General features: G+C 72.4%; 19 protein-coding genes and 2 pseudogenes. 11 read left to right on the top strand and 10 right to left on the bottom strand.

Annotated features, from left to right (window positions below; all coding sequences use genetic code 11):
- Positions 1-94: 94 nt before the first annotated feature.
- The gene (locus IEY91_RS42155) at positions 95-490 is read right to left on the bottom strand and encodes a hypothetical protein (protein ID WP_373288108.1); all 396 of its coding nucleotides are present in this window, start codon (positions 488-490) and stop codon (positions 95-97) included.
- Positions 491-675: 185 nt separating this feature from the next.
- Positions 676-1476, bottom strand: coding sequence for a DUF8842 C-terminal domain-containing protein (locus IEY91_RS37400; protein WP_189177335.1), 801 nt, complete (start codon positions 1474-1476; stop codon positions 676-678).
- A gap of 485 nt (positions 1477-1961) precedes the next feature.
- Here IEY91_RS37400 and IEY91_RS37395 point away from each other — a divergent pair, with 485 nt between their 5' ends.
- Both IEY91_RS37395 and IEY91_RS37390 read left to right on the top strand, forming a co-directional pair.
- Positions 1962-2612, top strand: a complete 651-nt coding sequence (locus IEY91_RS37395) for a LysM peptidoglycan-binding domain-containing protein (protein WP_189177334.1) — start codon at positions 1962-1964, stop codon at positions 2610-2612.
- A 171-nt stretch (positions 2613-2783) separates the two neighbouring features.
- Positions 2784-3341 carry a LysM peptidoglycan-binding domain-containing protein gene (locus tag IEY91_RS37390; RefSeq protein WP_229697490.1) on the top strand — a complete coding sequence of 186 codons (558 nt, stop codon included), beginning with the start codon at positions 2784-2786 and terminating at the stop codon, positions 3339-3341.
- Between the two features lie 27 nt (positions 3342-3368).
- Here IEY91_RS37390 and IEY91_RS37385 read toward each other — a convergent pair whose 3' ends face one another.
- Genes IEY91_RS37385 through IEY91_RS37375 form a run of 3 tightly spaced genes read right to left on the bottom strand, consistent with a single transcriptional unit; the run spans position 3369 to position 7421 of the window.
- The gene (locus IEY91_RS37385) at positions 3369-4049 is read right to left on the bottom strand and encodes an ABC transporter ATP-binding protein (RefSeq protein WP_189177332.1); all 681 of its coding nucleotides are present in this window, start codon (positions 4047-4049) and stop codon (positions 3369-3371) included.
- Positions 4046-6865 carry an ABC transporter permease subunit gene (locus tag IEY91_RS37380; protein WP_189177331.1) on the bottom strand — a complete coding sequence of 940 codons (2820 nt, stop codon included), beginning with the start codon at positions 6863-6865 and terminating at the stop codon, positions 4046-4048. The genes IEY91_RS37385 and IEY91_RS37380 overlap by 4 nt, the downstream gene beginning before the upstream one ends.
- Positions 6866-6869: 4 nt before the next feature.
- A complete protein-coding gene (locus IEY91_RS37375) occupies positions 6870-7421 on the bottom strand; it encodes a hypothetical protein (protein ID WP_229697489.1) in 552 nt (183 codons plus the stop codon).
- A 150-nt stretch (positions 7422-7571) separates the two neighbouring features.
- On the opposite strand from IEY91_RS37375, the gene IEY91_RS37370 reads away from it, so the two are divergent.
- From IEY91_RS37370 to IEY91_RS37350, 5 genes and pseudogenes are all read left to right on the top strand, one after another.
- Entirely contained in the window at positions 7572-8162 is a 591-nt protein-coding gene (locus IEY91_RS37370; protein ID WP_189177330.1) for an MTB12 C-terminal domain-containing protein, read from the top strand.
- Positions 8137-9486 (top strand): ABC transporter substrate-binding protein, encoded by a 1350-nt coding sequence (locus tag IEY91_RS37365; protein ID WP_229697488.1) that lies wholly within the window; start codon positions 8137-8139, stop codon positions 9484-9486. Before IEY91_RS37370 ends, IEY91_RS37365 begins: the two co-directional genes overlap by 26 nt.
- Positions 9487-9649: 163 nt before the next feature.
- A pseudogene (locus IEY91_RS37360) lies at positions 9650-10702 on the top strand (glycosyltransferase family 4 protein); the annotation flags it as partial.
- 209 nt (positions 10703-10911) lie between these two features.
- On the top strand, positions 10912-11775 hold the full coding sequence (locus IEY91_RS37355; RefSeq protein WP_229697487.1) for a hypothetical protein: 864 nt from the start codon (positions 10912-10914) through the stop codon (positions 11773-11775).
- Positions 11776-11954: 179 nt separating this feature from the next.
- Positions 11955-13013, top strand: coding sequence for a helix-turn-helix transcriptional regulator (locus tag IEY91_RS37350; protein ID WP_189177329.1), 1059 nt, complete (start codon positions 11955-11957; stop codon positions 13011-13013).
- Here IEY91_RS37350 and ctaD read toward each other — a convergent pair.
- Positions 12904-14586 (bottom strand): annotated as a pseudogene (gene ctaD / locus IEY91_RS37345) (aa3-type cytochrome oxidase subunit I); the annotation flags it as partial. The gene IEY91_RS37350 and the pseudogene ctaD overlap by 110 nt on opposite strands.
- Positions 14587-15058: 472 nt before the next feature.
- Here ctaD and IEY91_RS37340 point away from each other — a divergent pair.
- Positions 15059-15274 carry an I78 family peptidase inhibitor gene (locus tag IEY91_RS37340; RefSeq protein ID WP_189177328.1) on the top strand — a complete coding sequence of 72 codons (216 nt, stop codon included), beginning with the start codon at positions 15059-15061 and terminating at the stop codon, positions 15272-15274.
- 127 nt (positions 15275-15401) lie between these two features.
- On the opposite strand, the gene IEY91_RS37335 is transcribed toward IEY91_RS37340, so the two are convergent.
- The gene (locus tag IEY91_RS37335; protein ID WP_189177327.1) at positions 15402-16415 is read right to left on the bottom strand and encodes a phosphatase PAP2 family protein; all 1014 of its coding nucleotides are present in this window, start codon (positions 16413-16415) and stop codon (positions 15402-15404) included.
- A 276-nt stretch (positions 16416-16691) separates the two neighbouring features.
- Complete coding sequence (locus IEY91_RS37330) at positions 16692-17870, bottom strand: putative hexosyltransferase (protein WP_189177326.1); 1179 nt, start codon at positions 17868-17870, stop codon at positions 16692-16694.
- Positions 17871-18120: 250 nt separating this feature from the next.
- Between IEY91_RS37330 and IEY91_RS37325 the strand changes: the two genes are divergently transcribed.
- On the top strand, positions 18121-19740 hold the full coding sequence (locus IEY91_RS37325) for an MFS transporter (protein ID WP_229697486.1): 1620 nt from the start codon (positions 18121-18123) through the stop codon (positions 19738-19740).
- A gap of 112 nt (positions 19741-19852) precedes the next feature.
- Entirely contained in the window at positions 19853-21049 is a 1197-nt protein-coding gene (locus IEY91_RS37320) for an acyl-CoA dehydrogenase family protein (protein WP_189177325.1), read from the top strand.
- 65 nt (positions 21050-21114) lie between these two features.
- Here IEY91_RS37320 and IEY91_RS37315 read toward each other — a convergent pair whose 3' ends face one another.
- Entirely contained in the window at positions 21115-21558 is a 444-nt protein-coding gene (locus IEY91_RS37315) for a cell division protein SepF (RefSeq protein ID WP_164326167.1), read from the bottom strand.
- Between the two features lie 310 nt (positions 21559-21868).
- Here IEY91_RS37315 and IEY91_RS37310 point away from each other — a divergent pair, with 310 nt between their 5' ends.
- On the top strand, positions 21869-23095 hold the full coding sequence (locus tag IEY91_RS37310) for a DUF5685 family protein (RefSeq protein ID WP_189177324.1): 1227 nt from the start codon (positions 21869-21871) through the stop codon (positions 23093-23095).
- 35 nt (positions 23096-23130) lie between these two features.
- Here IEY91_RS37310 and IEY91_RS37305 read toward each other — a convergent pair whose 3' ends face one another.
- Positions 23131-24090, bottom strand: a complete 960-nt coding sequence (locus IEY91_RS37305; protein WP_189177323.1) for an ABC transporter substrate-binding protein — start codon at positions 24088-24090, stop codon at positions 23131-23133.
- Positions 24091-24319 lie beyond the last annotated feature (229 nt).

The following is a 24319-nucleotide window of genomic DNA, read 5'->3' as shown; positions in this document are numbered from 1 at the left end:
GGCCCGCGCCCGAGAGCGCGTACGCGACGATGCCCGGCCTTCCACGGGGAAGGCCGGGCATCGGCTTTGTGGGGGAGCGCCGCGGTGCGCGCGGTCAGCGCTCGCGGCGCGGGCCCGGCGGGAGCGCGGCCGGGAAGAGCTGGCCGTAGCCGGTGTGGTCGGCCTGGGTGGGCTGGCCGTAGCGGGCGACGTGGAAGGGGTTGTGCCGCGGGTCGTGCCGGGGATCGTGCCGGGGGTCGAGGCGCGGGTCGTGGCGCGGGTCGTGACGGTGGTCGTGCCGGGGCAGGTGGCGCGCGTCGTACCGCGCGTCGTGCTGGCCGGTGCTGTGGTGCATGCCGTACGGCCTGGTGCCGAAGGCGTTGAACCGCAGTTCCTCCTCGCCGGTCCGGTCGCCGGGCAGGGCGCGGAACGCCCGCAGATACTCCGAGTACAGCGCGTCGTAGATCGGCGTGGCCGACTGGGTCCCCGAGGTGTCCTGCGCCATGCGCATGGACGGGATGGGGCTCTGGTACGGCCGGTGGGCTGAGGGGTCGTATGCGTGCACGTCTGGGCCAACGACCCCGGAGCCGGACGGATGCGGGGAAAACCGCCCCATTCGCCTGGTAGGCGGCAGTTGCCGCCGCGTGGCCGTCCGCGCGCCGGATGGCGTTCGCGCACCCGGCGCGCGGACCGCGCTCACGTACCGGCCAACGGCATGCCGCAGGCGACCAGTTGACCGCGCGCCGCCGCCCGGTCCAGGGCGTCGCGCAGCAGGTCCTCGCGGGGCTGGCGGCCGATGGAGCCCGCGGGCGCCGCGAACAGGAGCACCGACTGCAGCTTGTTGGCCGCGGCCCGCCAGCCCTCGGTGACCTGCAGCGGCTGGTGCGCCTGCCACCAGGCGACCTGGGGGCCGCCGCCGGTGCCGGGCTGCAGGATGGCGTGCAGCTGGCCCATGGCGAGCAGCACCGACCAGCCGTGCACCGTCGGCGGCACGCCGTCCAGCGAGGTCACGGGATGGAAGTTCTGCTCGATCAGGAGCTGCAAGAACTCGTCGCCGCCGCCGCCGGGCGCGGCGCCGGGGCGGGCGATCGGCCCGGTCGGCTCGACGACGAGCGCGGGCCGCAGCTCGCCCTCGATGAGGACGAGGCCGCTGGTGACGCCGAGCACGGCCTGCTCGGGCGCGCCCCGGGAGCCGCCGGGGCCCTGGGCGCCCTCGTCGGCGGAGCCGGTGATCGCGCGGACGGCGCCCTGGAGCTGCTCCTCGGCGACCTCGACGATCTGGGAGGGCAGGCAGGCGGCGTGGGCGAAGGCGAGCACGGCGGTTTCGTCGCCGATGAACAGGACCGTGCTGGTGCGCTCGCGCTCCGAGTCGCCCGGGGTGCGACAGGAGGTGCAGTCGTAGGCGCCCGGGGCGTTCTCTCCGGCGAGCAGGCGGTCTGCTTCTTCATCGCCGATCTCGGCGCGTACCTCGTCGCTGAGGTCGAGCATGCGCGGCACGGGTGGCTCCTCGGAATCGATGCGTGGGGTGTCCGGGTGGTGCCCGGCTCATAAAGGAGACAACGGGCGATCAGTGGTGCAAGTCACGCATGCGGGGGAACGGAATTGAACTATCCGAAGCGGAGCGTGAGTTGTGGGGCGGAATCTGTCACTCCGCGCCAACGGGTGCTGGCTGCACGGAAGTTGGGCCGGTGAGGTGAGTCACAGATCGATTCGGCGATGGGGCCGTAAATGCGGAAATCGGAGAATTAAGCGGGTGTCCGAAACTCGACGATACCCTCGGTAACAGGCAACTGGCCTGGAATGACAAGGACTCGGTTGAAAGCGGGCGAGCACGCTCGTAGATTCCACCGCCGTGTGCAGCGAGCACCGCTCGGGTACGTCCGCTGCTCTTCGGCGGGCGGGGCTCGGCGGGACCCCGGCGTCGGAAGCGCGTGGGGCCCGCGGGAGTCAGGGGGAGCCCGGGTCCTTGGAGAGGGAAATTCATGTCCGTTCGTCCCCAGTACATTCGCAGGACGGCAGTGCTCGGTTCGGCCGCGCTCCTCGCGCCCCTTGCACTGCTTGCCGCGAGCGGCCAGGCCGCCGCGGACAGCGGAGTGTGGGACCGGATCGCCCGCTGCGAGAGCGGCGGGAACTGGCAGATCAACACGGGTAACGGCTACTCCGGAGGACTCCAGTTCTCCGCCGGGACCTGGCGGGCGTACGGCGGCACGGCCTATGCGCCGACGGCCGCGCAGGCGTCCAAGGCACAGCAGATCGCCGTCGCGGCGAAGGTGCAGCGCGCCCAGGGCTGGGGCGCGTGGCCGTCCTGCTCGGCACGGGCCGGCGCGCAGGGTGCCGCTCCCGGCGCGGCCGCTCCCGAGCGGCCCGCCGCCCCGAGGCAGGCGGCGCCACGGCCCGCCGCGCCGAAGGCGGCCCCGGAGCAGCCCGCTCCGCAGTACCGCGCGCCCGCCCGGAGCGACCGGGGCACGCGCGGCGAGACGGGTTCGGGCGGCTACACCGTCCGGTCCGGTGACACGCTCAGCCGCATCGCGGCGGCGCACGGCACCAGCTGGCAGCAGATCTTCGCGGCCAACCGTGCGGTCATCGGCGGTGACCCGGACGTGATCGTGCCCGGGCAGCGGCTCTCGCTCTGACGGGTCTCTGCCACGGCCTGTGGCGGCCCCACCTCGTCGTCCGACCGGGTGGGGCCGCCTCGGCGGCGGCGCGGCAGGGGTCCGGGCCGCCGGGGTGGTGCCTAGCGTGACCCGATGTCGAACACGCGTCTTCGCCTTCGTCCTGTTCGCCTTCGTCCTGGGTCTCCGTCCGTGGCGCTGCTCGCCACGGCGGCCCTCTCGCTCCTCGCGCCCTCGGCCGCCGCGTCGTCGGCGCCGCCGCCGCTGCCGGGCGCCGAGGTCACGAAATACACGTACGACTGCTCCCGTGCCGACGGGCCCTGGACGTGCCTCGCGCACTGCGAGAGCAACGGCCGCTGGGACAGCAACACCGGGAACAACTTCTACGGCGGGCTGCAGTTCTACCACCCCACCTGGGTGGAGTTCGGCGGCCTCGCCCACGCCCCGCGCGCGGACCTCGCCACCCGCGAGCAGCAGATCCTGGTGGCCCAGAAGGTGCTGCGCAAGCAGGGCTGGAAGGCCTGGCCCGTCTGCTCCAAGAAGGTCCTGGCGGCGGGCCTCGACGGGGACGCGCTGCTGCCGGTGCGGATCACGCACGTCGTCCGGCGCGGCGAGACGCTCAGCTCCATCGCGCGGCGCCACCAGGTCGAGGGCGGCTGGCAGGCGCTGTATCAGGCCAACCGGAAGGTGGTTGGCCCGCTTCCGAACCGGCTCGCGCCCGGGACGGTGCTTGTCATCCCGGTGAGGTGAAGTGAAGTGAAGCGAGGTGACACCCTCTCACTCCGGTGAGGCAGTCTGACCTTCCGTCGGCAGTTCCGCCGCCTCCCCGGCGAAGACGATCTCGCCGCGGCGCAGTTCGTACACCACCGCCGTCCGGTCGCCGCGCTCGCGCAGGCCGGGCGGCAGCCGCTGTTCGGCGACGACCACGCACGCGTGCAGGTCCCGCAGGAGGTCGTACGTACGGGACGCCACCGTCGGGGACATGCCCTGGGCGGGTTCGTCGACCAGGACCACGCGCGCGTGTGACAGGAGGGCGCGGGAGAGGGCCAGCATGCGCTGCTCGCCGCCGGACAGGGTGCCCGCGCGGCGGGCGAGCAGGGGGCGCAGTTCGGGGTACGCGTCCAGGGCGGGGGAGAAGTCGCCGCCCGCGTGCGCCAGTTCCAGGTTCTCGCGGACCGTGAGCGAGCCGAAGACGGCTCTGCGGTCCGGCACGAAGCACAGGCCGCGGCGGGCGCGTTCGTGCGCGGGCAGCCGGGTGACGTCGGCGCCGTCCCAGACGACGGCGCCCCCGGACAGCCGGACGGCGCCTGCCAGGGCGCGCAGCGCGGTGGTGCGGCCGGAGCCGTTGCGGCCGAGGAGGACGGTCAGGCCGGGGGCGGGGGCGGCGAGGGTCACGCCGTGCAGGGCCTCCAGGGGGCCGTAGCGCACGCGGGCCGCGCGCAGTTCCAGCAGGCTCATGGGGCTTCGCCCCCTCTGTACGTCCCGCTCTCGGTGTACGCACCCTCCAGGACCTGGTCGGCCGGGCCCGAGGCGACGACGCGGCCCGCCGTCATCACGTACACGGAGTCGGCGAGGCCCGCCACCAGGTCCAGGTCGTGCTCCACCACCAGCAGGGCCGTGCCGTCCGCCGCGAGGGCGCGCAGGGTCCGGGAGAGCGTGGCCACTTCGGCCGTGTCCAGGCCCGCTGCGGGCTCGTCCAGGAGCAGGACGTGCGGGTCGCCCGCCAGGGCGCGGGCCAGTTCGACGCGGCGCAGGGTGCCGGTGGGCAGGTCCGCGGCGGGGTGGTCGCGCACGGGGGTCAGCTCGAACAGGCGCAGCGCGCGGTCCAGGGCGGCGGGGTCGCGCACCCGGCCCTGTTCCGCGCCCACGCGTACGTTCTCGGCGACGCTCAATGTCGGGAACACGGCGAGTTCCTGGAACGTGCGGGCCACGCCCACCCGTGTCCGCGCGTGCGCGGGGAGCCGCGTGATGTCCCGCCCCGCGAACGTGACCCGCCCCCGTCCCGGCCGCACCGTCCCGGCCAGACAGTGGAACAGGCTGCTCTTCCCGGCCCCGTTGGGCCCGACCACGGCGGTGACCCGGCCGGGCGGCACCAGGAGGGAGACGTCGCGCAGGGCGGTGAACCCGTCGTACGCGAGCCAGAGGCCGTGGGCCTCGAGTACGGGGGCCCGGGGCGGGGGAGGGTCGGCTTCTTGCCCCGGCCCTCGCCCCGGGCGCGAGGGGGTCCGGCCGCCCGCTGCCTCTGCCCCCGCTCGCTGACCGCTGCCGTCGAAGCCACCGTCCGCCGGGGGCTGTGCCCACTTGTGCCGCCCTGCGGCACGACTGCCCACAGCGGGAGCGGGGGCGGCGGCCGTGTCGGCGGAGGCGGTGGGCGGGGCGGCGGCAGCCGCTTCGGTGCGGGCGGTGCTCGGCAGGTCGGCTCCCGCCAGGGCGACCCGGACCCGCACCCCGGCTGGGGTGAGGCGGGGGCGTCGGCGGAGGCGGTGTGTCGTCGTGCGCAGGGCCTCGTACGGGCCGCCGGGGAAGCGGCCGATCAGTATGGCGAGGATTCCGATGACCGCTGCCGCTACGCCGCCTCGGGTGCCCGCGTCGAGGCCGACCAGGAGCGCTCCCGCGAGCAGCGCGCCCAGGAGGCTGTCGGCGCCCAGGACGACGATGGCGGCGAACCACAGGAGGCCGCGTACGGGGTCGAACGCCGTGGGGTCGAAGGCGCGCAGGCCCATGCCGAGCATGCCGCCGCCGAGGGCGGCGAGGGCCGCGCCGATGACGAACGCGGCGAGTTTCAGGGTGCGCACCGGCACCCCGGCCGCCTCGGCCCCCGCCTCGTGGTCCCGCATCGCGGCGAGGGCCCGCCCCGTACGCCCCCGCCGCAGCGCGGCCACGAGCAGCAGGGCGCCCCCGAGGAGGAGGAGTTCGAGCAGGTAGTACGCGCGGTCGCCGCCGAAGCCCGCGGGGCGGCCGAGGTTCAGGCCCGACGTGGCGTACGGCTGCGCGAAGACGAAGCGGCTGACGCCGACCCCGACGGCGAACGTCGCGAGGGCGAGGGCGAGGCCGTGCCTGCTGATCGCGGGCCAGCCGGTGAGCAGCCCGAGCGGGGCGACGAGCAGCACGGCCACCGCGAGGGCGGGCAGCGCGGGCAGTTCGGGCAGGCCGGGGAAGCGGCCGTTGGTGAGCAGCGCGGTGAAGAGCGCGCCGAGGCCCGCGTACGCCGCCTGGCCCAGGGAGATCTGCCCGCCCCTGCCGGTGACCACGACCAGCGAGAGCAGGATGACGCCGAGCGCGGGCACCTGCACGGACGTGGTGAGGTCCGAGCCCGCGAAGCCGAGGGGGAGGAGGAAGAGGACGACGGCCACTATCCACGCCCCCGGCGGCGTGGGGATGCGGGCCGTCGCGGTGCGCGGCAGCGCGTCCCCCTTGGCCCCCCGGCCCACACCCGGCAGCACGAGCGCCGCGATCAGCAGCGCCACCACGAACAGGTTCGCGCCGACGGCCTGGAGGAGAGGCTCGCGCCAGCCGGCCGGATGCAGCCGGGTCAGCTGGCTCTGGGCCACGCCGATGCCGAGCGCCACGACGACGGCCACCGGCAGGTTCCGCATCCGCGCCGCCACGGCGACGGCCACCACCTCCATGACCAGGAGCGGCATGCCGTACGGATCGAGACGTACGTACGGAGCGAGCAGCACGCCGGTCAGTCCTGCCGTGAACGAGCCGAACGCCCAGCCCGCCGCCGCCACCCGGTCCGCGTCGATCCCGGCGAGCACCGCGAGGCGGCGGTCGTCGACGACGGCGCGCAGCTCGCCGCCGAAGCGGGTGAAGCGCGTGACGGCCCACACGGCGAGCGCGAGCACCACGGCGGCCGCCAACTGCCCCCAGGGGTCCGCCGAGACGAGCGTGGGCACGTCGGCGCGGGCGCCCTGCCCCCAGATCAGCGCGGCCCCGCCGACAAGGAGCACGAACACGCCGATCGACGCGACCAGCGTCTGCGCCGGGTCGCCGCCGAGGACGGCGAGCGGCCGGAAGACGGCGCGTTCGAGGACGAGGCCGATCGCGGGCGCCACGACGAAGAGCGTGACGGCCGCGGCGAGCCAGAGCGGCCAGTCCCACTCGACGGTGAACTGGCGCAGCAGATAGGCGCACAGCATGGCGATGGCGCCGTGCGCGAAGTTGAGCACGCCCGTCGCGCGGTAGGTGACGATCAGGCCGATGCCGGTGAGGGCGGCGGCGCTGCCGACGGAGAGCCCGGCCAGGGTGAGGTCGTAGCTCAGGGAGGCCACCGGGTCAGGCCTCAGGGGTGGTCGAGTCCACGGGGGTGTGCGGGGGAGCGCAGATCGGGCAGGGGGCCGCGTCGCCGGCCCGCAGGACGCTCGCGTTGGGCGGCACCGCGTCCGGCTTGCCGGACACCAGGGGGCAGTCCGCGCGGTGCAGGAGCTTGCCGCCGGGCACGATCAGGAGGTCGTCGCTGGTGGCGACCGGCGCCGCGGCCCGCTCGGCGCGGGCGCCCGCCGGATCCGGGCCCTCGACGGTCACGAGCAGCCCGTACAGCTCCTCGACCCGCGCCGCCGCGAGCGCCCCGCGACCGTGCGCGAGGAGCACAGCGCCCGCGACGATCAGCGCGGCGCCGGGCACCGTGCACGACGCGAGGTAGGGCAGCTGTCGCTCGGCGAAGCGCTCGCCGGAGATGCCGTACCAGCCGATCACGCAGAGCACCGCCCCGGTCGCGAGAGCCGCGAACGCCGCCCACAGCATCGGGTGCACCGCCCGCAGCCGGGCCGCGCGGGAGGCGGCCGAGGACGCCGTGGGAGATCGCCGATCCGTTCGTGCCGCCCGCATCGAGGCCCCTTGGGAGACGTCGTAAGTCAGACAGGTCTGTTACTGGCAGGTCTGTTCATGTCAGCCGATGGCTTGCACTATGCCTTCTGGAAGCTGACCCTGAAAGCACCGGGCGCTCTTCGCCCGGACCGACACCCGGTGGTGAGCCAGATGGTTCTCGGGACAAGCCCCAGGCGGGGGAGCGATCCCCGGCGGGGACGGCCACGGAGCGCGGCCCTGGCGGCAGCCGCGGTCCTGCTGATCGCCCCGGCCGCCGCGGCCTGCGGTGACGACAGCGGCGGCGGAGACGACAACGCACCGCCGAAGCCCTCGGTGGAGAAGACGGACAAGAGCCCCGCGGAGTCGCCGTCGTCGAGCGCGGCGCCCGACGGGAACGAACCCGCCGACCCCGCGGCCGCCGAGAAGGAGATCCGGAAGAACTTCGAGAAGTTCTTCGACCCGGCCACGTCCCTGCGGGACAAGGAGGCCGTCCTGGAGAACGGCCCGAAGATGCGCCAGGTCCTGCAGGGCTTCAGCGGGGACGAGCGCGGCAAGCAGGTCGGCGCGAAGGTCGGCAAGGTCGAGTTCACCTCCGCGACCGAGGCCGAGGTGACGTACGCGCTGACGCTGAAGGGCGCGACGGCGCTGCCCACCGCCAGCGGCACGTCCGTGAACCAGAACGACACCTGGAAGGTGTCCGTCAAGACGCTGTGCGCGCTGGTGAAGCTGAGCGGCAATGCGTCGCCCGGCCCCGGCTGCTGAGCGCCCGGCTCCGGCTGCCGATGTCCGGGGCCGCCGCGCCCGGCGCGCGGTGCTCGCCGTCCTCACGGCCGCCGCGCTCCTGGGTGCCGCGGCCTGCGGGAGCCGGCTGCCGGAGAGCGACTTCGAGGAGCGGCCGAGCGCGCCGCGCGGCACACCTCAGGGGGAGCCCCTGCGCGTCGGCGTGATCGCCAGCGCCACCAGCCCGGTCGGCGGCTCCGCGTTCACGGGGCCGCGCGACGGCGCCAAGGCCTACTTCGAGCGCCTCAACGACCGCGGCGGTATCGGCGGTCGGAAGGTCGAGGTGCACACCTGCGACGACGGCGGCAGCGGCGTCGGCAACAACGAGTGCGTGCACAAGCTGCTCGACGAGAAGAAGGTCGTCGCCCTCGTCGCCACCACCGCCCTCGACTACGCGGGCGCCCCGCGCGTGTCGAAGGCGGGTGTCCCCGACATCGGCGGCCAGCCCATCGGCTCCGCCTACGACACCTATCCGCACCTGTACGGCATCTACGGCAGCCTCGCCCCGCGCGACGGCGAGCCGGGCTGGGACGGCAAGCTGTACGGCGGCACGGAGGTCTACCGCTACTTCAAGCGCGAGCACGGCGCCCGCACCGCCGCCGTCGTCTCCTACAACCAGGCCGCGTCGGCCGCGTACGCCCGGCTCGTCAAGCGCGGCCTGGAGGCCGAGGGCTACAAGGTCGTCAGCGAGCAGGTCGACTTCGCGCTGCCGAACTTCCGGGCCGTGGCCGCCGACCTCAAGGACCGGGACGCCGACCTCGTCTTCGACGCGATGGACACCCACGGCAACGCGCAGCTCTGCAAAGCGATGGACGACGTCGGCGCGGACGTCACCGCGAAGGTCACCAACGTCCAGAATTGGTCATCCACCGTCGCCGAGGACTACGAGAACGCGCCACGCTGCCGCAACGCCCTGTGGGCCACCGGATCGAGCCGCAACTACGAGGACACGGGCCATCCCGCCGTGCGCGCGTTCCGCGACGCCACCAAGGGGGAGAAGACGCATTCCCAGTGGCAACTGGAGGGCTGGGCAGCCGCGATGTGGTTCACGGACGCGGCGAAGTCCTGCCTGGCGTCCGCGGGCGAGGTCACGCGGACCTGCGTCGACCGCTTCATGAGCCGCGGCGAACCGTACGACGCGGACGGCCTGCTGCTGCCCGTGACGTACGAACGGCGGTCCGAGCCGCCGCAGAAGCGCGAGACCTGCGTGTCCGTGGCCCGCTGGAAGGACGATGAGGGCTGGGTCACACAAGGCGACATGAACCGCACCTGCTTCGACGTACCACAGCTCTCCTACCAGCCCTGATGGGTGTACCAGTCACGGAGTTCCCGGTTCCGGCTCACGTTCAGGTGTCCGTTTCGGAACAAGACGGATTTTCGACCCAACCCTTGGCCTGAGATTCCCGTCTAACCCTTCGGTAGGCGGACGAGACGGACTGTCCGCAGGGAAGCGCGGAATACGGGGACGTATGCATATCTCTTTCCTGATTCACAACGCGTACGGGATCGGAGGGACGATCCGGACGACGTACAACCTGGCGAACACGCTCGCCGAGCACCATGACGTCGAAATCGTGTCGGTGCTGCGCCACCGCGACGAGCCGGTCTTCACCCCCGACGCGCGGATCAGGCTGAGCCACCTCGTCGACATACGGAAGGACAGCCCGGGATACGAAGGCGAGAGCGAGGCCTACCGGACCCCGGCCAAGGTCTTCCCCAGCGCCGAGGGCCGCTACGGCCAGTACAACGCCCTCACCGACCAGCGCATCGAGGCCCACCTGGGCGCCCTGCGGTCCGACGTCGTCATCGGCACCCGGCCCGGCCTGAACGTGCACATCGCCCGCCAGGCCCGGCGCGGCGTGCTCCGCGTCGGCCAGGAGCACCTCACGCTCGACAGCCACACCAAGGAACTGCGCCTGCAACTGCGCAGCGTGTACCCGCGCCTGGACGTCCTGACCACGACGACCGAGGCCGACGCGGAGGCGTACCGCAGGGGAATGCGGCTGCCCGGCGTGCATGTGCAGGCGGTGCCGAACCCGGTGCCCGCGCCCGGCATCGAGCCCGCCGACGGCTCCCACAAGTGGGTCGTCGCGGCCGGCAGGCTCGCCCCCGTCAAGCGCTACGATCTGCTGATCCGCGCCTTCGACAAGGTGCGGCGCGAGCGGCCCGACTGGCGCCTGCGGATCTACGGCGGCGGCAAGCAGAAGGACAAGCTGCGCAAGCTGATCGACGACCTCGGCCTGTACAACCACGTGTTCCTCATGGGCCCCGCGCACCCCATCGAGCCCGAGTGGGCCAAGGGGTCCATCGCGGCCGTCACCTCCAGCCTCGAATCGTTCGGCATGACCATCGTGGAGGCGATGCGCTGCGGGCTTCCCGTGGTCGCCACGGACTGCCCGCACGGGCCCGGCGAGATCATCGACAACGGCGTCGACGGCCGGCTCGTCGAGGTCGGCAACGCCGACGCGATCGCGGGCGGACTGCTCGAACTCATCAACGACGACGCGCTGCGGCAGCGCATGGCGGGCGCCGCGCTCGAGGACTCCGAGCGCTTCGACCCGGCCCGGATCGCCGAGCGCTACGAGGACATGTTCAACGGCATGCTCACGCGGAGCGGTTCGGTGGGCGGCCGGGTGCGCGGCTCGATGCACCGCGCGAGAGGGGCCCTGCTCGGCGGCGCGTACGCCGTCCGGGACGCCCGCCGGACCGTACCGACGAAGGGGCGCTTGGCATGACGGCCGTGTTCACACGGGGCACGCTGGACGGCTCGAAGGAGGGCGCGGGCGCCGAGGTGTCGGCGCCCGCGCCGCGCGCCGACTGCATCGCGGACTCCGCGGGCGGGCTGACCTTCGACGTCACCGACCCCGGCGAGGCAGGCGCCGCGCATCTGCTGCTGCGGCTGCGGGACTCCGACCCCGCCGTCGAGGTACGCCTTCCGCTGACCCCGGCCGCCGACGGCCGGCTCCGTGCCGCGCTGCCCTCCAGCGTCGAACTGCCCGAGGGGCGCTGGAACGCCTACGCCCAGGTCGAGGGCGGGGAGCCGCGCCGGCTCATGCCCGGCGTGAACGACCTGCGCTCGCTCGTCGACCGGGCGCCCAGCGGCAGCCGCGGGCATGTCGCCGTGCGCATTCCGTACGCCACCAAGCAGGGCAATCTGTCCGTGCGGAGCTGGTTGCGGGCGCCGCACGCGGAGGTCGGTGAGCTGTCCATCGCGGACGGCGGGCTCACCGCGCAGGGGCGTGTGTACGGGACCTCGCTCGGCGGGGCCGGGTATGTCGAGGCGGTGCTTCGGGGGGAGCCCGGGCGGGTGCGTCGGGCCGGGCTCGCGCCCGAGGGCCCGGGGGTGGCCGGGTCCTCGGACTCCGGGTTCGCCTTCTCCCTGCCGTACGCCGAGCTCGGGCCCGAGGACGGGGTCTGGGATCTGTGGCTGCGGCCCGCCGGGGAGGAGGGCCCGCGGATTCGGCTCGCCCGGCTTCTCGACGATGTCGCCGACAAGAAGCCGATCTTCACGTATCCGGTGACGCGGGTCGACTCCGTCGAGGTGGGGCCGTACTACACCGTCGACAACGACCTGTCGGTCCGGGTCGGGGCGTAAGCCCTCCGGGGGCGCGCGGTTTCCTATGGGGGCTGCGCCCCCTCTCCCCCCTTTTCGGCCCTTCGGGCCTCGTCCTCAAACGCCGGACGGGCTGATTCCCCCCCGGCGGGCGCGTGCGGGCATTCGCGTGCGGGCATTGCGGACCGTTGCTGTCCGCGAGCCGGGGGAGAATCGGGGGCATGTTGGAGACCTCCGCTCGGCTGCTCAAGTTGCTGTCCCTGTTGCAGGCCCATCGGGAGTGGTCCGGTGGTGATCTCGCGGAGCGGCTCGGGGTCACGCCGCGTACGGTGCGGCGGGACGTCGATCGGCTTCGCGAGCTCGGGTATCCCGTGAACGCCAGTCCGGGCACGGGCGGGGGCTATCAGCTGGGGGCGGGGGCCGAGCTGCCGCCGTTGCTGCTTGACGACGACGAGGCGGTGGCCGTGGCGGTGGGGCTCAGGACCGCCGCCGGGCAGGGCATCGAGGGCATCGGGGAGAGTTCGGTGCGGGCTCTCGGCAAGCTCGAACAGGTGCTGCCCGGCAGGCTGCGCCGCCGTGTCGGCGCGCTGAACGCGTTCACCGTGCCGATGCTGCACACCGCGCGCGGCCAGACCGCCGTCGACCCCTCCGTGCTGACCGAACTCGCCGCCGTCTGCCGGGACTCGGAGCGGCTGCGCTTCGACTACCGGGACCACGGCGGCAGCGAGAGCCGCCGCGTCGTGGAGCCGCACCGGCTTGTGTGCACCGAGCGCCGCTGGTACCTCGTCGCCTGGGACCTGGACCGCGCCGACTGGCGTACGTTCCGCGTGGACCGTGTCACGCCGAGGCCCCCGCACGGTCCGCGCTGCGAGCCCCGTACGCCGCCCGCCGAGGACCTGGCGGCGTTCGTCTCGCGCGGCGTCTCCACGCGCGCGTACGCGGAGCGGGCCACCGTCCGCCTCCATCACCCGCTGGAGGAGGCGGCCCAGCGGGTGACGCCGACGGACGGCACCCTGGAGGCCGAGACCGACGGCACCTGTCTGCTGCGCACGGGTGCGGGCAGCCTGGACTTCATGGTCTTCCACCTGATGTTCCTGGGCCTGGAGTTCGAGGTGCTCGACGCCGAGGGACTCGACGAGCACATGCGGGCGATCAGGGACCGCCTGACCCGGGCCCTGGACCGGGGTGATCGGCCTGGTCGTCCGGCGCCCGCAGCGCCGCGTACTCCGGATGGTGCAGATCGAACGCCGGGGACTCCGAGCGGATCCGGGGCAGCGTGAGGAAGTTGTGCCGCGGCGGCGGGCAGGACGTCGCCCACTCCAGGGAGCGGCCGAACCCCCAGGGGTCGTCGACCTCGACCTTCTCGCCGTACTTGGCGGTCTTCCAGAGGTTGTAGAGGAACGGCAGCGTGGACAGGCCGAGCAGGAAGGCGCCGATGGACGAGATGGTGTTGAGCACCGTGAAGCCGTCCGCCGCGAGATAGTCCGCGTACCGCCGCGGCATGCCCTCCGCGCCCAGCCAGTGCTGCACGAGGAACGTCGTGTGGAAGCCCACGAACAGCGTCCAGAAGTGGATCTTCCCGAGCCGCTCGTCGAGCATCTTGCCGGTGAGCTTCGGCCACCAGAAGTAGAAGCCGGCGAAGGTCGCGAACACGACGGTGCCGAAGACGACGTAGTGGAAGTGCGCGACGACGAAGTACGAGTCGGTGACGTGGAAGTCCAGCGGCGGCGAGGCCAGGATCACCCCCGTCAGGCCGCCGAACAGGAACGACACCAGGAAGCCGACCGACCACAGCATCGGCGTCTCGAACGACAGGGACCCCTTGAGCATCGTCCCCGTCCAGTTGAAGAACTTCACCCCGGTCGGCACCGCGATCAGGAACGACATGAACGAGAAGAACGGCAGCAGCACCGCGCCCGTCGCGAACATGTGGTGCGCCCACACGACCACCGACAGACCGGTGATCGCCATCGTCGCGCCCACCAGCGGCACATAGCCGAAGATCGGCTTCCGGCTGAACACCGGGATGATCTCCGAGATGATGCCGAAGAACGGCAGCGCGATGATGTAGACCTCCGGATGCCCGAAGAACCAGAAGAGGTGCTGCCACAGCAGCGCACCCCCGAACTGCGCGTCGAAGACCACCGAGTGGAAGCGCCGGTCGGCCTCCAGGACCAGCAGGGCGGCGGCGAGCACCGGGAACGCGAGCAGCACCAGGATGGACGTGAACAGGACGTTCCAGGTGAAGATGGGCATGCGGAACATCGTCATCCCGGGCGCGCGCATGCCGATGATGGTGGTCAGGAAGTTCACCGAGCCGAGGATCGTGCCGAAGCCGGAGAGCGCGAGCCCCATGATCCACAGGTCGGCGCCGATGCCGGGGGACCGCTCCAGGCTGTTGAGCGGCGCGTACGCGAACCAGCCGAAGTCCGCGGGCCCGCTCGGCACGAGCAGCGAGCCGAGCACCATCAGGCCGCCGAAGAGGAACAGCCAGTACGAGAGCATGTTCAGGCGCGGGAAGGCCACGTCGGGCGAGCCGATCTGCAGCGGCATGATCTCGTTGGCGAAGCCCGCGAACGTCGGCGTCGCGAAGAGCAGCAGCATGATCGTGCCGTGCATGGTGAACATCTGGTTGAACTCTTCGTTGGACATCAACTGCAGCCCCGGGCGGGCCAGTTCGGCCCGCATCATCAGGGCCATGAGTCCGGCGATCAGGAAGAACGCGAACGACGTGATCAGGTACAGGTGACCGATCTTCTTGTGGTCGGTGGTGGTCAGCCAGTCGACGATGATCCGGCCGGGCGTCCGCTCGCGCGGCGGCCGCGCGGCCGCCGGTGCCGTCTGCGTCCCCATCGCTTGCCCCTTCGCTGTCGCGTCCTGGGCTTGCCCGAAGCACAGGACATGATGCTCGCGCCGACCCCGCTCCGACAGAGGGCGTCCGGCGGCGGCGCGGCCCCGCCCGGACGCCCTCTTCGGTGCCGGAGCCATGAATTCCCTATGACCTGTCACATCCTGCGAAGCGCCCGGTAATCGGAAATGCGGAGGATCGGTAAAGGGTTTCGGGAGGCATTCGCGCGCGGCCGGACCGGTCGCTGGGAGCGGGGCCGAGTTCGTTTTCCGGCCCTCGCTCCAGGGTGCGACGAGTGGGCCGGAGTTCCCCTTGAATTCACCGCCGACAAGCACTGAACCGCTCGTACGTGTGACGAAGTCGGGGTGAAACCAGCGTCGTGATCCTGTGACACAAGCGTGACCGGAGGGGGACCGGTGACGCATGGTGCGGGGCTCCGGGCTTCCCCGGCGGACACCGGCCGCCTAACGTGGCCGCATGGCACCCATACCGACACCCGCCGCCGAGCCCCAGGACAGCCCGGACTCCTACGTCGGCCTCGCCGCCGAGGACGCCGAGCGCCGGGCCCGCGAACGCGGCTGGTCCACCGTCAGGTCGCTGCCGCCGGGCGCGTTCATCACGATGGAGTACCTCGCGGGGCGGCTGAACTTCGAGGTCGCGGACGGCGCGGTGAAGCGCTGCTGGAAGGGCTGAGCACCGGCGGCCGCACTCCCGGCCGCGCGAGCCACGCACGAAGGCCCCGGACACCTCAGCGGTGTCCGGGGCCTTCGTCGTGCGGGAGTCAGTCTGTGCGTACCGTTCCCGCGGTCTGTGGGGCGGCTCAGCCGCCGGCGAGCGGGCGGGCCGAGGTGCCGCGCACCCGCTCCGGGTGCGGCGGGCGGCGGGGGCCCTGCGGGGTGACCGGCGTGCGCTCGCAGCGGGCCGTGTGCGGGCCCGGGGCGAGGTAGGCGGGGGCGCGGGTGCGGGCGGTGGCGACCGGCTCGCGCACGGGCTGCTCCTCGCCGGGGGCGCCGGGACCGCCGGGGCCGCGCTGCGGGACCAGGGCCGGGGCGGGCACCGGGGCCGGCGCGCCGGTGCGGCGGGCGCCCCAGGCGTTCCGGATGCCGAGGATCCAGGCCTCGACGCGGGTGAGCAGCGGCTCGACCCACGGCAGCGCGAGCAGGATGAGCAGGCCCGCGGCCCAGCCGAGGACGACATCGCTCAGCCAGTGCGTACCGAGATACACGGTGGTGAGGCCCACGCTCAGCGAGACCACGGCGGAGAGCGCCGACAGATAGCGGCGGGTGCGCGGGGTCGAGGCCAGATAGGCGAGGATTCCCCAGGTCACGACGGCGTTGGCGGTGTGGCCCGAAGGAAATATATCGCCGCCCTGCCACATCTCGTTGGAGCCGATCACGGTGGCGTAGTGCGGGCCGAGGCGGCCCATGCCGATCTTGGCGGCGCCGACCGTGGCGTTGAGCAGCAGCAGGGCCGCGCCGAACATGAGCAGCGGCCGCAGCGTGTGCTGCCGCCAGGAGCGCCAGCCCAGCCAGGCCGCGACCATCACGGCGGTCGGGCCGCGCTGGCCGAGCACCACCCAGTAGTCGAGGAAGCCGTGGATCTCGGGCCACTGCTGGTAGGGCCGGAAGAACATGACCTGCCAGTCGAACCGGACGAGCCACGACGTGGCCAGGACCGCGACGACGATGGCCAGATAGAAGGCCAGCGTCGCGCCGAAGAGCACGACCCGGTGCTGGCTCATCCTCGGCACGTCGAGGTGGGCCGGCCGTTCCGGCTCACGGTCTAGCCGGGCGAAGAGCCGGTCCAGACGGGTCAGGTTTCGTTCGGTACGCACCCAATCGACGTTACAGCGAGTGAGTGCCCGACCAGGTCGAATCGAAGGCTTTGTGATGACGATGTGATGTGGCATTGATCTCAGGCCCCGGTTTATTCCGGCCGGAATCCCTATTCAATGATGTCCGCTTTACCCAATGCGTTGATCATTACGCGCGGGGTTTTAGGCGGCTTATGAATTCGTTCACCGGGGCCTGGCGCGGAATTCTCCCGGTGCTCACCGCCCGCTCACCGTGCGCCCCCTTGAAATGATCTTGCAGGGATGACCTTGGCCGGATCAGGGGGGCCCGGAGCCGTGCAGCCAGAACGCCCCGTACACCGCGCCGGCCACCGCCACACCGCCCAGGATCAGCGCCGACCTGCTCGTACGCAGCCGCGCCAGCGCCACCGCGAGGGGCAGCAGGAGGGGGAAGGCGGGCATCAGCAGGCGCGGCTTGGAGCCGAAGTAGCCGGACGCGCACAGCGCGAGCGCGACGACGATCCCGCAGTAGACGAGCAGCGCGGGCGGCTGCCCCTGCCGCACCCCCACGACGTACAGCCAGATCACCCCCGCCACGCCGAGGATCAGGCCGAGCCCCGCGAGCGCCCCCGGCACGGACGTGAACTTCTCGCCGACGAACGTCGCGAAGGCGTAGCCGCCGTCGAAGCCGTTGCCCCACTGCTTCTGGACGTCGAGATAGCCGAACAGGCCGTCGCCCGTCCGGTGCCCGACCCACAGCACATAGCCCGCAGCGCCGAGCGGCGCGAGCACCACGCCCAGCAGCACGCGCCAGTCGCGCCGCACCACCACCGGCCGCTCACCCGCCCGCTTCCCGCGGTACGCCGCGAGCGCCGCCGTCACCCATACCGCGGCGACGACCGCCGCGCCCACCGGCCGGGTCAGACCGGCCAGCGAGGCCAGCAGCCCCGCCGTCACCCAGCGCCCGGTCATGACCGCGTACAGCGACCAGGCCGCGAGCGCGGTGAACAGCGACTCGCTGTACGCCATCGACTGCACGATGCCGACCGGCAGCACGGCCCACAGCGCCACCGCGCAGACCCCGGCCTGCTTCCCGTACAAGTGATCCGCGACCGCGAAGATCCCGCCCGCCGCGCACAGCGACGCGACCGAGCTCACCACCAGGCCCGCGTCCGCGTACGACAGCGGACTCACCGCCGACACGGCCCGCTCCAGCCACGGCAGGAGCGGGAAGAACGCCAGGTTCGAGTGCACACTGCCGTCGGGCAGCTTCACCTCCCAGCCGTAGCCGAAGTCGGCGACGCGGGTGTACCAGAGCGAGTCCCAGCGGGCGGTGAGCAAGGTGTGCGGACTCTTGCCCGCCGCGGCGCCCCACACGGCGAGCACCGCGAGCCCCAGCGCGCGCACTCCCGCGTACACGAAGAGCGCGGGCGCCGCACGGCGCAGCGCGCCGCCGGTCCGGTGCCCCGTCGCGGGGCGCTGATCAAGATCGGTCACGGGCTCGATTATCGGCTCTCCAGCCGACTGGTCGTGCCCACGCGAACTTCACCGGCACGAGCGAACGTGGCGCACGCCACACCTGTGCGCGGCAACCATGAGAGGTCCGCCACGCGAGCCGCCCGCGGACTCGCGTACGCTGACGGCCACTCGCCGTTCACAGCCGCCACAGCCGGACGACCGGATCCCGTTGGGTCCCTCCGGCCCCCCACCTGGCCGCACTCGCGAGGAATCACTGGGAGGTACGCACATGTCCGGGACGACCACGGCCGCCGCTCCATTCGGCCGTCGGCTTCCCGGTGAGGGCGCGAACCGCTGGGTGGTGCTCGTCGTCCTCTGCGTCAGCCTGCTGCTCGTCGCCGTCGACGCCACCGTCCTGCACGTGGCCGTGCCCGCCGTCACCGAGGACCTCAGGCCCGGCGCGATCGAGCTCCTGTGGATCGTCGACATCTACCCGCTGGTCTGCGCCTCGCTGCTCATCCTGTTCGGCACCCTCGGCGACCGGATCGGCCGCAGACGCGTCCTGCTCCTCGGATACGGCCTGTTCGGCGTGGCCTCGGCCGTCGCCGCGCTCGCCGACACCGCGCACGTGCTGATCGCGGCCCGCGCGCTGCTCGGCGTCGGCGGCGCGATGATCATGCCCGCGACGCTCTCGATCCTGCGCCAGGTCTTCCCCGACCGGCGCGAGCGCGCCCTCGCGATCGGCATCTGGAGCGCCGTCGCCGCCGTGGGCGCCGCCTGCGGCCCCCTCCTCGGCGGCTTCCTCCTCGAACACTTCTGGTGGGGCTCGGTCTTCCTCATCAACATCCCGCTGATGCTGGTCAGCCTGCCCGTCGGGCGCTGGCTGCTGCCCGAGTCGACGGGCGAGCGCAACGGGCCGTGGGACGTGGTCGGCGCGCTCATGGCCGCCGGCGGCCTTTTCGCCCTCGTGCTCGGCGTGAAGCGCCTCGGCAGCGGGGAGTCGCCGCTCGGCGCCACCACACTCGTCTCCGTCGCGGTCGGCGCCGGGCTGCTCATCGCCTTCGTGCGGCGGCAGCGGCGTCGGCGGTACCCGCTGGTCGACCTCGCCATGTTCACGCGGCCCGCCTTCAGCACCTCCGTCGGGTGCATCGTGCTCGCGATGCTCGCCCTCGTCGGCCTGGAACTGATCGCCGCGCAGTACCTCCAGCTCGTGCTCGGTCTGTCCCCCCTGGAGACCGGCCTGCGACTCCTTCCCCTCACCATCGCCGCGATGGCCGCCGGGCTCGCCGGGTCCCGGATGCTCCAGCGCTTCGGGCCGCGCGCCATGGTCGCCACCGGGTTCGCCCTCACCGCGCTCGCCGTCGCCGCGCTCACCGCCATGGGCGGCGAGGACAACGCTCCGCTGATGCTCGCCGGTTTCGTGCTGCTCGGCTTCGGGCTCGAGACCACGCTCTTCGGTGCGTACGAGTCCATGCTCAGCGAGGCGCCGCAGACTCAGGCCGGTGGGGCCGCCGCGATCGGCGAGACGTCGTACCAGCTCGGTGCCGGTATCGGTATCGCGCTGCTCGGCAGCGTCATGAATGCCGCGTACGCGCCTGGGCTGTCCTCCGTGCGGGGTGTTCCTGCCGCCGACAGTGCCGCCGCCAGTCACTCGCTGGGCGAGGCCTATGAAGTCGCCTCCCGCCTTGGGGGTGGGCAGGGCGAAGCCCTTCGGGCCGCCGCTCGGGACTCCTTTGTGCATGGGTTGCACGTGACGCTGCTGGTCAGTGCGGGGTTGCTGCTGCTCGGGGCGTTGGCTGCGCTGCGGTTGCCTCGGGTGATGGACTGTGGGGGGCCTGCGCCTGCGGCGGGCGAGACGGGTGGCGCTGGGCGGGAGCGGGCGGGGGTTGCTGTGGAGTCGGTGCGCTGAGGTGGGAGCCCCCGGCAGGGCGTCACCCTGGACGTTCCGGTGGGCGCGTCGTAGCGTCGAGCCGAGTCGTACCTGACTATCAGCGCTAGTTAAGTTCGCCGGAGGCCCCCGTATGTCGTCCGCAAGCAGCCGCAGCCTGCCCCCCTTCGACCCCGCCGATCCGCTGGGCCTCGACGACCTCCTCGAGCCGGAGGACCTGGCCGTGCGCGACACCGTCCGCGCCTGGGCGGCGGACCGCGTCATGCCGCACATCGCGGAGTGGTACGAGAGCGGCGAACTGCCGGGCGTGCGCGAGCTGGCGCGGGAGTTGGGGGCGATCGGCGCCCTCGGCATGTCGCTGACCGGCTACGGCTGCGCGGGCGCGAGCGCCGTCCAGTACGGGCTCGCCTGCCTGGAGCTGGAGGCGGCGGACTCGGGGATCAGGTCGCTGGTGTCCGTGCAGGGCTCGCTCGCGATGTACGCGATCTGGAAGTTCGGCTCGGAGGAGCAGAAGCAGCGGTGGCTGCCGGGCATGGCGGCGGGCGAGATCATCGGCTGCTTCGGGCTTACCGAGCCCGACCACGGCTCCGACCCGGCGTCGATGCGGACGCACGCGAAGAGGGACGGGACCGACTGGGTCCTGACCGGGCGGAAGATGTGGATCACGAATGGTTCGGTCGCGGGGGTCGCTGTGGTCTGGGCGCAGACCGACGACGGGATCCGGGGGTTCGTCGTGCCCACGGACAGCCCCGGCTTCTCCGCGCCGGAGATCAAGCACAAGTGGTCCCTGCGCGCCAGCGTCACCAGCGAGCTGGTCCTGGACGAGGTGCGGCTGCCCGCCGACGCGGTCCTGCCCGAGGTCACGGGGCTGAAGGGCCCGTTGAGCTGTCTGTCGCACGCGCGCTACGGCATCGTCTGGGGCGCGATGGGCGCCGCCCGCGCCAGCTTCGACGCGGCGGTGGAGTACGCCAAGACCCGCGAGCAGTTCGGCCGGCCCATCGGCGGCTTCCAGCTCACCCAGGCCAAGCTGGCCGACATGGCGGTCGAACTCCACAAGGGCGTCCTGCTCGCGCACCACTTGGGGCGGCGCATGGACGCCGGCCGCCTGCGTCCCGAGCAGGTCAGCTTCGGCAAGCTCAACAACGTACGAGAAGCGATCGAGATCTGCCGCACGTCCCGGACCATCCTGGGCGCGAACGGGATCTCGCTCGAGTACCCCGTGATGCGGCATGCGACGAACCTCGAATCGGTGCTCACCTACGAGGGCACCGTCGAGATGCATCAGCTCGTCCTCGGCAAGGCGCTCACCGGACTCAGCGCCTTTCGCTGAACGCGCGATTCCGCTGAGCGCGCGGGGCGCTGCGCGGCGGCGCGGGCTCGGCGAGCGGCCCTGCCTCAGCTCTGGTTGAAGAAGCCGTCCGCGCGGTGCGGCGTCGCTTCCCCGTTGACGATCTCCGTGTTGGCGGGGGTGAGCAGGAACACGCGGTGGGCCACCCGGTCGATGGAGCCGCGCAGGCCGAAGATGAGCCCGGCCGCGAAGTCGACGACGCGCTTGGCGTCGCCGGGCTCCATCGACGTGAGGTTCATGATGACCGGCACGCCGTCCCGGAACAGCTCACCGATGGCGCGGGCGTCACGGAAGCTGTCCGGCGTGATGGTGCCGATGCGGCCCTTGTCCTGCGCCACGTCCGCCGCGACCTTCACGCGCGGGTCCGTGACCCAGGCCTCGGCCGCCTCGGGGCCGTCGGCCGCGTCGTCTTCGTATCCGTCGTAGTAACGCTCGTCGTTGTTGTCGTCGACGAGGCCAAGCCAGGCACTCGCCTTGCGCACCGATCCCATGGACGCCTCCTCTCGCAGCGGTCTGCTTGCGTTCCGCATCCCTATGGTCGTCCATGATGCTGATGGTGCGCCAAGGGGATAGTCGCCGCGCGGGGTTTTCGTGACGGTACTGGCACACAGTCAATACGGCGACGCGCGCGATTCTTCAAGGGTCTTGCCGTGTACGGCTGCTGACAGAGAGTGAAATATGATTCTTCGCGGCGTATGGGTGACGGGCGGTGCGTACGGGTGAACTGACGGATCGATACGATGCCGGGGTTCGCACCAGCGGATCGATCCATCGGACTCATGGGCTCACGGGGGAGTCGTCTTGTTCGGAATCGTCAGGCCCTGCACCCATCGCCTCGGCGAAGGTCTCAAGACCCAGTGGATGGCGCATCTGTGCGGGCTCTGTCTCGCGCTGCGCGGTGACCACGGGCAGTTCGCACGCGTCGTGACCAACTACGACGGGCTCATCATCTCGGTTCTGACGGAGGCTCAGGCCGAGCGCGCCACCGGCCGGCGGCGCACCGCGGGCCCCTGTCCGCTGCGCGGCATGCGCACCGCCTCCGTCGCCCAGGGTGAGGGCGCGCGGCTGGCCGCGGCCGTCTCGCTCGTGCTCGCCTCCGCGAAGGTGCGCGACCACGTCGTCGACGGCGACGGCCTGTTGGCGCGCAGGCCGGTGGCCGCCGCCGCGCGCCGCGTCGCCGGGAAGTGGGGCAGGGCGGGCGCGAGCACCGGCGCGGGCGTGGGCTTCGACACGGCGGTCCTGGTGGACGCCGTCGAACGGCAGGAAGGCATCGAGGCCTTGGCGGGCCCCGGCACCTCCCTGCTCACCGTCACCGAGCCGACCGAGACCGCGACCGCCGCCGCCTTCGCGCACACCGCCGTCCTCGCCGGGCGGCCCGGCAACGCGGAGCCGCTGGCCGAGGCCGGACGGCTCTTCGGCAGGCTCGCGCATCTCCTCGACGCCGTGGAGGACCGGGTCGCGGACGCCGAGGCCGGTGCCTGGAACCCGATCACGGCGCTCGGCACGTCCCGCGCCGAGGCGCGGCGGCTCGCCGACGACGCGCTGCACGGCATCCGGCTCGCCCTCGCCGAGGTGCGATTCACCGACGCCAAGCTCGCCCACTTCCTGCTCGTGCACGAGCTGGAGCGCTCGGTGGACCGGGCGTTCGGGACCACCGCGTGCGGGCACGCGCCGCACGAGGTGACGGCCCGCGACGGGTCGTACGGATCGGGGTCGTACGGGTCCGGCGGCTCGGGGTCCTACGGGGACGGGTCGTCGTACGGGGCCGGGAACCACCGGGGCGATTCGTACGGCGGCGGGGACTACGGCGGCGGCGACTACGGCGGGAGCGGCAGCTGGTCCGGGGGCGAGCCGCCGAAGCCGCGGCGCGGGTTCTGGGCCGGGTGCGCCGTCGCGATCGGGCTGTGCTGCACCTGCCAGTTGTGCTGCGCGAAGGAGTACGAGGGCCCGTGGTCCCGGAAGAAGCGCGAGGGCGCCTGCCGGGACTGTGACTGCGACTGCTGTGACTGCTGCTCGTGCTGCGACTGAGGCTGTGACGGAGGCCGCCCGCCGGTGACGTGCCGTCAGTCCTTGATCTCCGGGGGTGAGATCCGGGACCCGTCGATCGCCGACGCCCGCGTGCCCCACTTCTTCAGGATGCGGTCGTACGTCCCGTCCTCGATGAGCCGGTTCACCGCCGCCTGGAACGCGGGCGCCAGCTTCGTGCCCTTCTTGAAGGCGAAGCCCACGTCCAGGCGGTGGAACTCGCCCAGGAACCTCAGGCCCTCCTGCTGCTCCACCGCGTACCGCAGGCCGTTGATCGTCGACATCACGACATCGCTGCGGCCCTGCTGGAGCGAGGGCCAGATCGCGCCGGGCTCGGTGTAGGTCTTCACGCTGTACGGCTTCTTGCCCGCGTCGGCGCAGACGTGCTTGTTGTCCTCCAGGGTGACCTCGAAGGTGGTGCCCGCGCCGGTCGCCACGTTCAGGCCGCACAACTGGGCGAAGTCCGTGACCTTCTTCAACTTGCTGTCGGCGCGCACGGCGAAGCCCTGGCCGTCGTTGATGTAGGTGACGAAGTCGATGGTCCTGCGGCGTTCGTCCGTGACGCCGAAGTTGCCGGTGCCCAGGTCGTACTTGCCGCTGTCCAGGGACGGCAGGATCGCCTCGAAGCTCGCGGTCTCGCGCTTCAGGCGCAGGCCGAGGACCTTGGCGACGGCGTTCGCGAAGTCGATGTCCTGACCCACGACGGTCCTGCCGTCCGGCAGATAGGCCGAGCCCGGCGGAGTGCCGCCGACACTCGTGGCGATCCTGAGGGTGCCGCGGTCGCGGACGTCCGCCGGGAGCAGCCGGGCCGCCTTGTCGTTCTTCTTCACCGACGACACCACGTCCGTGGTCGGGAGCCCGCCGCTCTTGCCCGCGGGCGCGGCGCGGCCCGCGGCGGTCGTGGAGTCGCCGGAGCCGCACGCGGTGAGCGTGAGCGCGGCGGCGGTGAGGACTGCGAAGACCGTGGTGTGGCGGCGTGCGGGCAGGGGTGTGCGCATGGCGTGGGGTTCTCCGGGCTCGGGGCAGGGGTCGACCGGTCGTGCGAGGGGAGGGGGTCGCGTACACGTACGCATGTGAAGGCGGGGCAACGGCGCATGGGCGCACGAGAGTTCGGAGGAGATGAGACGGCCGTCCGCATGATGGGATGCGCAGGGCGAAAGCCCGGATGCGCAGGCGGTGACGGGTCGGCTCAGAGGTGCGTCAGCACGAAGAAGTGCATCGACACGA

The sequence above is a fragment of the Streptomyces lasiicapitis genome (genome assembly GCF_014646335.1).
GTDB lineage: Bacteria > Actinomycetota > Actinomycetes > Streptomycetales > Streptomycetaceae > Streptomyces > Streptomyces lasiicapitis.
Note: the sequence above shows the minus strand (reverse complement) of the source record. Positions and strands in the feature narration are given on the sequence as shown.

Excerpts from the sequence above, each read along its gene's own strand:
- IEY91_RS42155 (WP_373288108.1), bottom strand. The coding sequence starts at position 490 with ATGCGCATGGCGCAGGACACCTCGGGGACCCAGTCGGCCACGCCGATC.
- IEY91_RS37395 (WP_189177334.1), top strand. The coding sequence starts at position 1,962 with ATGTCCGTTCGTCCCCAGTACATTCGCAGGACGGCAGTGCTCGGTTCG.
- IEY91_RS37385 (WP_189177332.1), bottom strand. The coding sequence starts at position 4,049 with ATGAGCCTGCTGGAACTGCGCGCGGCCCGCGTGCGCTACGGCCCCCTG.
- IEY91_RS37375 (WP_229697489.1), bottom strand. The coding sequence starts at position 7,421 with ATGCGGGCGGCACGAACGGATCGGCGATCTCCCACGGCGTCCTCGGCC.
- IEY91_RS37370 (WP_189177330.1), top strand. The coding sequence starts at position 7,572 with ATGGTTCTCGGGACAAGCCCCAGGCGGGGGAGCGATCCCCGGCGGGGA.
- IEY91_RS37365 (WP_229697488.1), top strand. The coding sequence starts at position 8,137 with ATGCGTCGCCCGGCCCCGGCTGCTGAGCGCCCGGCTCCGGCTGCCGAT.
- IEY91_RS37355 (WP_229697487.1), top strand. The coding sequence starts at position 10,912 with ATGACGGCCGTGTTCACACGGGGCACGCTGGACGGCTCGAAGGAGGGC.
- IEY91_RS37350 (WP_189177329.1), top strand. The coding sequence starts at position 11,955 with ATGTTGGAGACCTCCGCTCGGCTGCTCAAGTTGCTGTCCCTGTTGCAG.
- IEY91_RS37340 (WP_189177328.1), top strand. The coding sequence starts at position 15,059 with ATGGCACCCATACCGACACCCGCCGCCGAGCCCCAGGACAGCCCGGAC.
- IEY91_RS37325 (WP_229697486.1), top strand. The coding sequence starts at position 18,121 with ATGTCCGGGACGACCACGGCCGCCGCTCCATTCGGCCGTCGGCTTCCC.
- IEY91_RS37320 (WP_189177325.1), top strand. The coding sequence starts at position 19,853 with ATGTCGTCCGCAAGCAGCCGCAGCCTGCCCCCCTTCGACCCCGCCGAT.
- IEY91_RS37315 (WP_164326167.1), bottom strand. The coding sequence starts at position 21,558 with ATGGGATCGGTGCGCAAGGCGAGTGCCTGGCTTGGCCTCGTCGACGAC.
- IEY91_RS37305 (WP_189177323.1), bottom strand. The coding sequence starts at position 24,090 with ATGCGCACACCCCTGCCCGCACGCCGCCACACCACGGTCTTCGCAGTC.